Source organism: Neobacillus drentensis (assembly GCF_036965425.1).
GTDB classification, from domain to species: Bacteria; Bacillota; Bacilli; order Bacillales; family Cytobacillaceae; genus Neobacillus; species Neobacillus drentensis_F.
In genome coordinates, this window is record NZ_JBALPP010000195.1 from 1 (window position 1) to 11,048 (window position 11,048).

The 11,048-nt window shown below is 43.6% G+C and carries 10 protein-coding genes; all 10 read right to left on the reverse strand.

The genetic code is table 11. The features are described from left to right. Nucleotides 1–64 precede the first annotated feature (64 nt). A complete protein-coding gene (gene solA / locus V7161_RS29725; protein ID WP_335716372.1) occupies nucleotides 65–1,216 on the reverse strand; it encodes an N-methyl-L-tryptophan oxidase in 1,152 nt (383 codons plus the stop codon). A gap of 321 nt (nucleotides 1,217–1,537) precedes the next feature. Then, on the reverse strand, nucleotides 1,538–2,065 hold the full coding sequence (locus V7161_RS29730; protein WP_335716373.1) for a chromate transporter: 528 nt from the start codon (nucleotides 2,063–2,065) through the stop codon (nucleotides 1,538–1,540). Further along, nucleotides 2,065–2,637 carry a chromate transporter gene (locus V7161_RS29735; protein ID WP_335716374.1) on the reverse strand — a complete coding sequence of 191 codons (573 nt, stop codon included), beginning with the start codon at nucleotides 2,635–2,637 and terminating at the stop codon, nucleotides 2,065–2,067. The genes V7161_RS29730 and V7161_RS29735 overlap by 1 nt, the downstream gene beginning before the upstream one ends. 22 nt (nucleotides 2,638–2,659) lie before the next feature. Then, a complete protein-coding gene (gene ggt / locus V7161_RS29740) occupies nucleotides 2,660–4,270 on the reverse strand; it encodes a gamma-glutamyltransferase (RefSeq protein ID WP_335716375.1) in 1,611 nt (536 codons plus the stop codon). A gap of 36 nt (nucleotides 4,271–4,306) precedes the next feature. Beyond that, on the reverse strand, nucleotides 4,307–5,323 hold the full coding sequence (locus tag V7161_RS29745) for an ABC transporter ATP-binding protein (RefSeq protein WP_335716376.1): 1,017 nt from the start codon (nucleotides 5,321–5,323) through the stop codon (nucleotides 4,307–4,309). After that, nucleotides 5,320–6,294: an ABC transporter ATP-binding protein gene (locus V7161_RS29750; RefSeq protein ID WP_335716377.1), complete on the reverse strand. Its 975-nt coding sequence runs from the start codon at nucleotides 6,292–6,294 to the stop codon at nucleotides 5,320–5,322. The genes V7161_RS29745 and V7161_RS29750 overlap by 4 nt, the downstream gene beginning before the upstream one ends. A gap of 18 nt (nucleotides 6,295–6,312) precedes the next feature. Next, nucleotides 6,313–7,143 (reverse strand): ABC transporter permease, encoded by an 831-nt coding sequence (locus V7161_RS29755; RefSeq protein ID WP_335716378.1) that lies wholly within the window; start codon nucleotides 7,141–7,143, stop codon nucleotides 6,313–6,315. Beyond that, nucleotides 7,143–8,096, reverse strand: coding sequence for an ABC transporter permease (locus V7161_RS29760; protein ID WP_335716379.1), 954 nt, complete (start codon nucleotides 8,094–8,096; stop codon nucleotides 7,143–7,145). The genes V7161_RS29755 and V7161_RS29760 overlap by 1 nt, the downstream gene beginning before the upstream one ends. A 35-nt stretch (nucleotides 8,097–8,131) precedes the next feature. Further along, nucleotides 8,132–9,694: an ABC transporter substrate-binding protein gene (locus V7161_RS29765; RefSeq protein WP_335716380.1), complete on the reverse strand. Its 1,563-nt coding sequence runs from the start codon at nucleotides 9,692–9,694 to the stop codon at nucleotides 8,132–8,134. A gap of 113 nt (nucleotides 9,695–9,807) precedes the next feature. Then, nucleotides 9,808–10,524: a FadR/GntR family transcriptional regulator gene (locus V7161_RS29770; protein WP_335716381.1), complete on the reverse strand. Its 717-nt coding sequence runs from the start codon at nucleotides 10,522–10,524 to the stop codon at nucleotides 9,808–9,810. Nucleotides 10,525–11,048: the final 524 nt, after the last annotated feature.

An 11,048-nucleotide genomic window follows, 5' to 3' on the forward strand; every position in this document is an offset into this window, starting at 1 on the left:
ACCTACAGGTACCATATTACATAGGTTTTCCCTCTTTTTCAGCTGCACATTACTATTGATCTATTTATTTTTTAGATTCATTTGAAAAACGATGAAGTGAAAACATGGAAATATCATAGGATGTTTTCCCTTCCGTAACGAGATCACAAATAATTTTTCCTATGACACTTGAAAATTTAAAGCCATGTCCGGAAAAACCAGCCGCTATCATGACATTGGAAAATGCCGGGTGCCGGTCAATAATAAAATGCTCATCAGGAGTAAGGGTATAAAGACATGTTTTGCCTTTAATCAAGCGCCCATTGGCTTTTGGCAGGTACTTTTGAATAAAATTCCGAGCCTCATGCTCATCTGATGAAGACGAACCATATTCCCGGTTGAAACCATCCGGGTCTACCCTTTCACCTCCATCATGTCTTCCAATCTTTACCCCGCTTCCATTGATACTTGGAAAACCATAATAATGTTCATCTCCTACATCTATAGAGAAAGCCGGAAAACAGTTAGAATCATAGAGATGCTCCTCACATTCAAACCACGAGACTGTCTTACGTGTCGGCTGAAGAGGAAGGTCTACTCCTGTTCCCTCAAGGATTTTCCCTGTCCAGGCTCCTGAACAGACAACCACATACTCAGCCGCATATTGTTCATTTTCTGTATGTACAATGGCACCTTCAGCAAACTTTTCTATTTTCTCCACCTTTGTATAAGGTATTAAGGTCATCCCATTCGCTAAACCTAGCCTGCGATACGCACGAATACATTCTTCACTATATAGGACACCTGAATTGGTTTCTAAACAGCCAACTAATCCTGGTGGTAAAGTGATGCCTGACCAACGGCCATTGATTTCTTCACTTGATAGGATTTCTAGTGGTAAAGAAAATTCCTTTGCACTTTTGATGACTTCTTCGATAAAGGAGGTACCCTCTTCACCAACACACAACACTCCCGTACGAGAAAACAATTTCATTCCTGATTCTTGTTCCAATTCACTCCATAATTCCTGAGCCCCGAGTGCAAGAGGAACATAATTCCTTCCTTCTCCATAGGCATGACGAATAATTCTAGTATCCCCATGATGGCTTCCTAAGCTATGAGGGGGATCATACGAATCTAGTAATAATGTTCTTCTCCCAAGCTTTGATAAGTAATACCCTGCAGCCATGCCCATTGACCCGGCGCCAACAATGACAACATCATAGTGGTCCTTCAATCTCATACACATCCTTCCAAATATGAAATTATAATATCAGAAATTTCTTTCTAGTTGGCGAGTTTTTCTTCCACAACAAAAAAAGTGTCCAGTTACTTGAAACTGGACACCTACTAGATATTATTTAAAACGGTTAAAGTGCTGAACTTCCCTGAATGGAATATCACGCAACAGGACTTAATTTCTATTTGCTCCATTATCTCCACTTGCATTAGGTTGCGTTGGAGGTCTCCAAAACCTGCCGTCGTCCATCAGTAACAGAACCAAAAGCTAAATATTACTTTGCAACATAAGGTGATTCGATGACCGAAAGCAAAATTTCTATAAAATGAATGCACCGTATACGAGTGAAGCAAATACGACTAATCCGGGGTGTACCTTCACTTTTTCCATTAATAAATAACTGCCTATTCCTAAAAGTAGAATGTGTCCGATCCCTATTTGAAAGTAAGAATCATAGAATGATTCAAATGCCATCACTCCAAGAAGTACTGCAATGGTCGGTTTGACGTAAAGCGTCATGCGTTTGACTTGTGGAGACTTCCTAAACTTATAGAGTAGCCCCATTAGCGTAAGCATCAAAATAAGAGACGGAGCGACTGTTGCCAAGACTGCCAGCCCCGAACCAATGTAGCCTCCTACTTGATATCCGATGTAGCCTCCCATCTTGGTGGCAATCGGACCGGGCAGGGCATTCCCCATCGCTAATGCTTCATTAAACTCTTGTGCAGTGACCCAATGATAGTGGTCTACTACTTCTTTTTGAATAAGAGGGATGGTGGCTGGCCCTCCGCCATACCCTAAAATATTCGTAAGGAAAAAGGCCCAAAAAATATGCAAATAAATCATTATATGGACAATCCCTTCTGCTTGGCCCTTTTTTCAGATGTTTTGGCAGGTTTTACGACAGCAATGACTAAAAGAGCTATTATTACGATGCCGGGATGAATGCCGAAGAATTCGATCAGGACTAAGGCGACAAGGATGTGCAAGGTGGTAAAAAACCACTTGAGCCCTTTAACCGAACTTTGGACGAATTCCCACGTTAAGACTGTAAGCATCACTGCTACTACCGGTACAACTGCCTTTGTCATGCCTTGAACCCATTTCAAATCTTTGAACTGGATTAATGTATTAAGCAATATAACCATTAAAATGATCGTAGGCAGAATGGTAGCAAAAATGGCGTTGAGCATTCCTGGTACACCGCCAATGCGAAATCCGATATAGCCTGCCATCTTGGTGGCAATGGGACCCGGCAATGTATTTGCTATGGCTAACACATCGCCAAATTCCTCATTGTTCATCCACTTAAACCGTTCCACTACCTCTTTTTGAACGAGAGGAATCGTGGTAGGCCCCCCGCCATATCCAAGCATACTGCTGCGAAAAAATGCGATAAAAATGTCTCGTTGTTTCATAGAATCAATCCTTTAACGTGAATTACCAACTGGCAATGGTCCCATCTGTCCTTGATTCTGTGCCGCCCATCAGTACGCCTGTTTCAGGATTTCGCCAAATAATTTGGCCGCGGCCAAACGCTCCTGAGTCAACCGCCACTTCAACGTCGTGTCCTTTTCGCACTAATTCTTCTGCAATATGGGATGGGAAGGATTTTTCTACTTCTACAGTTTTTTGATTCTTCCATTGCCATCTTGGGGCATCTAAAGCTGCTTGCGGATTTAAGTGAAAATCGATCGTATTCATAATGACTTGAACATGACCTTGCGGCTGCATATATCCTCCCATTACACCGAATGGTCCAACAGGCTGGTCATCCTTCGTTAAAAATCCTGGAATGATCGTATGGTACGTTTTCTTGCCACCCTGAAGGCAGTTGTAATGAGTCGGGTCAAGGCTGAAATCATGTCCCCGATTTTGTAAGGCAATTCCTGTTCCTGGAACGACAATACCCGAACCAAAGCCCATGTAATTACTCTGGATGAACGATACCATGTTGCCTTCGCCGTCTGCTGTGGCAAGGTACACCGTTCCTCCCCGCGGCGGCACACCTGGAGCCGGCGTACATGCTTCACTTCCGATCAGTGCTTGACGCTGCTGGCCATACGAAGGACTTAGTAGCTCTTCTGTCGTTACCCCCATATGCTTAGGATCTGTAATGTAATTCTTGCCGCAAGTAAAAGCAAGCTTCATGGCTTCGATTTGTTTGTGGTAGGTGTCAGTTGCTTCTTTTACTGTGAAATCAAAGCCTTTTAGGATGTTCAGCGCCATTAGAGCAACAATCCCTTGCCCGTTTGGCGGGATTTCCCAAACATCATATCCGCGATAGTTTACCTTAATAGGATCAACCCACTCCGGTTTAAAGGCTGCTAAGTCAGCTTTTGTTAAATAGCCTCCATATTCTTTAGAAGCTACGGCGATTTTTTCTGCAATCGCCCCTTGGTAAAAGCTTTCTCCGCCTGTTCTTGCAATTTCCTCGAGTGTGTCGGCGTGGTCAAGAGACGACCATATTTCCCCGATTTCTGGTGCTCTTCCCTTTGGTGCGAACGTCTCAAACCAAGCTTCGAACTCTGTCCCTGTACATTCTTGTTTGTATTTTTCAAATGCCTTTTTCCAAAAGCGGCCAAGTGTAGGTGAGACAGGAAAGCCGTTTGCAGCATATTCAATCGCCGGCTTCATCACTTCTAATAGCGGCAGACGGCCAAAACGTTTTGATAATTCTACCCAAGCGGCCGGAGCACCCGGAACCGTTACAGGCACCCAGCCGTACTTTGGCATCCTTTCATGTCCGTCTTCCTTTACCTTCTCAATCGAGATATTCATGGGTGCTGGACCGCTTGAATTGAGACCGTGTAATTGTCCTTTTGTCCAAACAAGCGCAAATGCGTCCCCTCCAATTCCGTTCGAGGTAGGCTCGACTACTGTCAAACAAGCAGCAGTGGCAATGGCGGCGTCAATGGCATTTCCGCCTTTTTTCAAAATATCTAACCCTGCTTGTGCTGCCAAAGGCTGAGACGTAGCCACCATCCCATTCTTGGCATATGCGACATTTCGCTGTGATGTATATGGATAATGCAATGCATCAAAATTCATGTTATGTTCCTCTCCATTCTCTAGCGTTTGAATGATTTATCCGATCATTTCTTCTTTGGTTTCTTTTAACTTCCCCTCCGTAAAGAGATGGCAGGAAACCTGGTGTCCGCTATCAATGTCTTGGAGAATGGGAATTTTCGTTTTACAGCTTTCGTTTGCGACCGGACAGCGAGGATGGAAGGTACATCCAGACGGCGGGTCAGCCGGACTAGGCAAATCACCCTTAAGAATGACCCGCTCCCGCTTGGCTTTCGGATTAGCAATAGGAACAGCCGATAATAAAGCTCTGGTATATGGATGGCTTGGGTTGTTGAAGAGCTGCTTTTTATCGGCAATCTCCACCACGCGCCCCAGATACATCACGGCAATACGATCACATAAGTGCCGGACCACGGATAAATCGTGAGAAATGAAGATGAGTGTAAGATTAAACTCCTTCTTCAAATCCTTTAATAGATTCAAGACCTGCGATTGGATGGAAACATCAAGTGCAGAAACCGGCTCATCGGCAATAATCACCTTCGGCTTAAGAATGAGGGCTCGAGCGATTCCAATCCGCTGGCGCTGGCCACCCGAAAAGTCATGCGGATGACGATCTAAATGCTCTTTCCGAAGCCCTACCACTTCAATAATTTCTTCCACTTTTTTCATCCGTTCCTCACGGGATGATCCGATCCCATGAACTTTCAGCGGCTCAAGCAGTATCTGCCTAATCGTTTTGCGCGGATTGAGAGAAGCATAGGGATCCTGAAAGACCATTTGAATATCCTTGCGCATCTGGCGCATTTCTTCCTTGGACAGTTTCGCCAGATCCTTGCCATTGAACAGCACTTCTCCGGCAGAAGGATCCATTAAACGCAGAATCGTACGTCCGGTTGTTGATTTTCCACAGCCAGATTCCCCCACAATTCCCAAGGTTTCACCAGGCATTACTTTAAAATCTACCCCATCGACAGCACGTACATGACCCGTTACTTTATTGAAAAAACCCGTTTTGATCGGAAAGTGTTTTTTTAACCCTTTGATTTCTAAAATTGGCATCTTTTCGTTCATGATGCATCCTCCTCCGTAACGAGCCAACAGCGGCATTTATGCTGGCTTTCGATTTCCACCAGCTTTGGTGCCTGTTGATGACAAATCTCCTTCGCCCAGCTGCAACGGGGAGCAAATCGGCATCCTTGCGGCATTTCATAGGGAAGCGGAACCGATCCCGGAATGGTATTCAGATATTCCTTTTCATCCTCAAAGGATGGAATAGAATCCATCAGCCCCATCGTATAGGGATGCTTTGGATTTTCAAACAAAGTGTCGACATCTGTCTCCTCAACGACTTGACCGGCGTACATGACGATTACGCGGTCGCACATTTCAGCAACCACCCCTAAATCATGGGTAATGAGCAGGATGGAGGTTCCTGTTTTTTCTTTTAAATCTCTCATTAAGTCTAAAATTTGCGCCTGAATGGTTACATCAAGGGCCGTGGTTGGTTCATCAGCAATAATCAATTTGGGATCACACGCCATCGCCATGGCGATCATCACCCGCTGGCGCATTCCACCTGACAGCTGATGGGGATGTTCTCCATAAATCTCTTCCGCTCTTGGCATCCCGACGGCCTTTAGCATCTGAATGGCTCGTACTTTGGCTTCTTGCTTGGAAATCTTCATATGGAGAATAATGGCTTCTTCAATCTGCTTCCCAACCGTGTGTAAGGGATTGAGAGAAGTCATCGGTTCCTGGAAGATCATTGCGATATCATTTCCCCGAACGTGCTGCATCTGCTTCTCCGGAAGGGATATCAGCTCACGACCTTGGAAGGTTATGCTTCCTTCATTGCTGGCATTGGAAGGCAAAAGCCGCATAACGGAAAGGCTGGTTACACTTTTACCGCATCCGGATTCCCCCACGACGCCGAGCGTTTCACCCGGCTTAATGGAGAAATCTACACCATCGACAACCGCAACGGTACCCTTGTCTGTTTTAAATTTTGTTTTTAGATTCTTAACCTCCAAGATGGCACTCATGTTCACCTCTCCTTTCCATTATTTACGAATTCTTGGGTCCAAGGTTTGCTGTAATCCATCACCTAGCAGATTAAACCCGAGAACAACCAAAAAGATAGCCATACCAGGGAAAATCGTAGCATAGGGAGACTCGGTCATGATTGTCTGGGCCTGGTTCAGCATACTTCCCCATGATGGAGTCGGAGGCTGCACTCCTAATCCTAAATAAGATAAGGAGGCTTCCGCTAGAATTCCTGATGCCATAGCCAAAGTAGATTGAATGATAATCGGATTAAGGGCATTAGGCAGAATATGACTGAAAATAATGCGAAGATCTTTGACACCTGTTGCTTTGGCCGCATGAATATATTCCATATTGCGAAGCTGCAGCACCTGTCCTCGTGTAATCCGGATAAAAGCCGGGGCAAAACCAATCCCAATGGCGATCATCGCATTTCCGAATCCATTTCCCAGCACGGCGGCAATTGCGAGTGCCAAGATAAGGAAAGGGAAAGCCTGCATCGCATCAACGGAACGCATGACCACCCATTCATCCCAGAATCCGCCAAAGTATCCGGCAAGAAGTCCAATCGGAACACCAATGAGGATAGCAATTCCTACAGATAATAACGCTGCTTTAATCGAAATTTGTGCTCCATAAACGACCCGTGAGAAGATATCCCTTCCTAAATCATCCGTTCCAAAGAGATGCTCCCCGCCTGGCGGCAGCAGAATAGCATTATAATCTTGGGCGTTCGGATCAAAAGGGGCCAATTGATGGGCAAAAATAGCCATTAGAATCAAACATAGAATAATAACCCCACCGAAAACCCCTAATCCTGTCCGTAAAAACTTTTTGAATGTCTTCATTAGGAAGCCCCCTTACCCGCTTTGATTCGAGGATCGATCACGGCATAAAGCAGATCAACAATTAGATTTACACCAACAACCAATACGGCAGATACTAAGATAGCTCCCTGCACGGTTACATAATCACGTTTAAAAACGGATTCTACGATGAGTCGGCCAAAGCCTGGAATGGAGAAAATCGATTCGGTAATCACCAATCCGCCAAGAAGTCCGGCAACCATCAAACCGGAAGTAGTCACAACCGGGATCATGGCATTGCGGAGCACATGTCCTAAAATGGTCTTCACTTCATTTAGCCCTTTGGCTTTCGCTGTGCGGACAAAATCCATATTGACTACTTCGAGCAAGGAAGAGCGGAGCATTCTCATCAGAACCGCCGATTCTCGAAGACCTGTGGCCAAACATGGCAAGATCATCGCCAGTAAATTCTGTCCTGGATTATCGGTAAACGGAACAAACCCAGAGGCCGGAAGCCAGCCTAACTTAACGGAAAAATAAATAATAGACATCATCGCCAGCCAAAAGCTTGGGATACTCATCCCGCCCAAGGCAACAAATGTACTAGTATAGTCGAGTACCGTTCCTCTTCTAACAGCGGCAAGGATACCGGCAGGAAAAGCAATCAGTAAAGCGACCACAAAGGTGCCAATCGTTAATTCAACAGTAGCGGGCAATCGTTGGGAAATCAGTTCGGTAACTGGAACCCGATCCGTGATCGATATTCCCAGATTTCCTGTCATAACATGCCCAAGCCAGGTAAAGTACTGAACAATTATTGGTTTATCCAATCCTAATTGTGCCCGAAGTGCTTGATAGGCTTCTGGTGTCGCCTCTTGACCAAGAATGACCCGGGCTGGGTCACCCGGGATCATATGGATAAGAGAAAAGGTCAGAATCGACACTAGGAAGAGAATCGGAATGGTTAACAGCAAACGCCTTACGAGAAATTTCATGTCCTTCTCCTCCTTACTGTGATTTCAAAATCATCTTATTGCTTGTCTAATTTTTGTGTATGGATGATGCCGTCTGGAATATATTCAAAGCCAGTAACTTTCTTAGATACACCAAAGCGGTTGAAATCATGGTAAATATACACATAATCGGCTTCATCATGAACAATATCCATCGCTTGATCATAGATTGCCTTACGCTTATTCGAATCCAATTCGATTCGGGCTTGCATAGCCAGCTTGTCCAATTCTGGGTTTGATACAGCTGCATAGTTGTTTGGCTGACCAGTTACGACGAAATCGAAGAAGCTTTGGTCTGGGTCGGGACGTCCTGACCATCCGAGTTGAAGGGCTTGGAACTTATGATTAGCCCCGTTTTCCAACATCGTACCAAACTCGACCTTCTCTAGTTCTACGTTAATTCCATAAGGTTTTAACATGTTCTGAATAACAGCCCCGAACTGTTCATTGACAGGAGAGGTGCCAATTTGAAATTTAAAGCTGAACCCATTTGGCTTTCCGCCCTTGGCTAACAAGTCCTTAACTTTTTGTTTATCCGGCTTGCCCACTTTATCCGAATCGCCATATGCCAGATTGCCTGGTGCGAACGGAGAGTTTGCAGGTGCTCCATAGCCGTCTAGTACTACTTTGATGAAAGCTTCACGGTCAACGGCCGCATTTACAGCTTGGCGAAGGTACTTATTGTTGAATGGCTCTTGTTGTGTGTTCAGATAGAACCCTTGGTAGGCCATTCCGGATTCAGCAACTACTTTTCCAGTCGGATTATTATCCAATCCTTTGATTTCCTTAGTCGGAACTTCGTCAATGAAATCAAGTTGACCGGATTTTAAGTTCTGAACAGCTGCTGTACCGTTCGTAAACACTTTGTAATTTAATTCATCAATTTTGACTTTGCCATTCCAATAGTTTTCATTCTTTTTCAAGGTAACATGGTCGCCATTCACATGTTCCACAAAAACATAGGCACCTGTTCCAACAGGATGGTTCAAGTAATCATCACCATATTTCTTCACCGCTTCAGGAGACACCATCATTCCTGATCGGTCGGTAAGAATTGAAATAAAAGGAGAGAATGGTTCAGATAGTTCAATCTTCACCGTTTGCGGATCTACTACATCTACTTTTTGTACAAAGCTTAGTTCATTCTTTCGACGGGAATTGTCTGCTTTATCACGCTCGATGTTGAATTTTACAACATCCGCATTGAAATCAGTTCCGTCGTGAAACTTAATTCCTTGCTTTAATTTAAAGGTATACACCTTTCCATCTGAAGAGACGTCATAGGAATCAACTAAGACAGGTACAATTTTTCCATCCTTGTCCAGGTCAAAGAGTTTATCATAGATGCTGTTTTGAACTTGACGATCTACTAGAGCATTGGATTGGCTGGGATCTAAGCTTGGCGGATCCGCTTTAAGACTGATGTTAATCACTTTTTTGCCAGCAGGTGTGGAAGCCGCAGGCTTTTGAGCAGATTTTTCAGTGGATGCAGATTGATTACCGCCGCTGCATCCGGTTATTGCGATCATTGATCCGATAATTGCTGTTGCAAATGTAAAGCGTGCCTTTCTACTAAACATACTTTCTACCCCCATTTATGATTAATATTAATTGTTAAAAGATTAGCCGAATCTGAAAAATATTTATTTTCTGAAAATTTATTTTAAAAAAATAATCGCCATTATGTTTCTTTTTATTGTTCCGTTTTCTCTGGCTGCTGTTCTTCATTCTCCCATTTTTCATAAAGCCTTTCATAACGAATGGCTACGTCATACAAATGTTCCCTCATCATTTGTCTCGCCAGTTCGACATTATGTTCTTTGATAGCCTGATAAATTTTCTCGTGGAATTGAATGGTCGTTAATTTATCCGAAATCAAAAGCATTTCTCTTTTGGCGGTGGTAAGAAAATCAGTAATAGATTCATAGACTTTCATCAAAACCTGATTTCTTGTTGCCTTGACAATGGCCTGGTGAAATTTTTGATCCGCCTCCAGAATTGGTAAATTCAATTGGATCGCTCTCTTCATCATTTCCAGGGATTGCTCCATTTGAACAAAGTCCTCTTCTTTTGCCACTTCCGCTGCTTTCCCACAAATTTCCACTTCAAGCATCAAACGAAACTCCATGAGTTCTCGGGAACTTTTCGGATCGAGCAGAGCGGACACAACATGCTTGTGAACCATGTCGCTAAAATCCGTTTTTTTGACAAATACGCCAATCCCCATGCGCTTCTCCAAGACCTGCATATCCACCAGACTATTTAAGGCTTCTCTCACGGATGATCGGCCTACCTTTAAATTTTCCATCAGCTCCCGTTCCGAATGCAGTTTATCCCCTACTTTAAACGTACCCTTCTTAATTTCTTCCAATATATATTCAGTTACAATACTACTGACTTTTTTCGACATGCTCAGCACCCCATTCGTTTTACTTATAGCATTTCACCTGTCTTATGCGTCTTACATGTCTCACCTGTCTGATAGGTTGGTTTAATATTAATTAATATTCGAATTGTTGTCAATATTAAAATAAAAATAAACTTTCAGAATATTGTTCTACCCGATGATATGACGCATATTATTAACCTACTCAAACATAATAGGTCTTTTATCCTTAGAACACAAGTATTACCCGCTTTTGCAGGGACGGTCGAAAAAACTTGTTTTCTAGTTTTAATAGAAGGAATCAAAAAACACAAAAACCTGTGGATGGTCAGCATACACAGGTTTTGTGTGTTTTCAGATGATGAATGTTACCTACATTTCTAAAGTGATTAATCAATTGCCCACAGGGACTGTATTTGTCAACTGAAATCTCAGAACTCTAAATATGTATTCCAGCCGCAACTCCATCCTATCATTCCCTAATAAAATATGACTCTATCAATCTTCGACAAATATCGGATGGTGACAGGTGGTTGCCCCCCTTATAA

Coding starts and splice junctions, on each gene's coding strand:
- V7161_RS29730 (WP_335716373.1), bottom strand. CDS start 2,065: ATGATTTATTTGCATATTTTTTGGGCCTTTTTCCTTACGAATATTTTA.
- V7161_RS29735 (WP_335716374.1), bottom strand. CDS start 2,637: ATGAAACAACGAGACATTTTTATCGCATTTTTTCGCAGCAGTATGCTT.
- ggt (WP_335716375.1), bottom strand. CDS start 4,270: ATGAATTTTGATGCATTGCATTATCCATATACATCACAGCGAAATGTC.
- V7161_RS29745 (WP_335716376.1), bottom strand. CDS start 5,323: ATGAACGAAAAGATGCCAATTTTAGAAATCAAAGGGTTAAAAAAACAC.
- V7161_RS29750 (WP_335716377.1), bottom strand. CDS start 6,294: ATGAGTGCCATCTTGGAGGTTAAGAATCTAAAAACAAAATTTAAAACA.
- V7161_RS29755 (WP_335716378.1), bottom strand. CDS start 7,143: ATGAAGACATTCAAAAAGTTTTTACGGACAGGATTAGGGGTTTTCGGT.
- V7161_RS29760 (WP_335716379.1), bottom strand. CDS start 8,096: ATGAAATTTCTCGTAAGGCGTTTGCTGTTAACCATTCCGATTCTCTTC.
- V7161_RS29765 (WP_335716380.1), bottom strand. CDS start 9,694: ATGTTTAGTAGAAAGGCACGCTTTACATTTGCAACAGCAATTATCGGA.
- V7161_RS29770 (WP_335716381.1), bottom strand. CDS start 10,524: ATGTCGAAAAAAGTCAGTAGTATTGTAACTGAATATATATTGGAAGAA.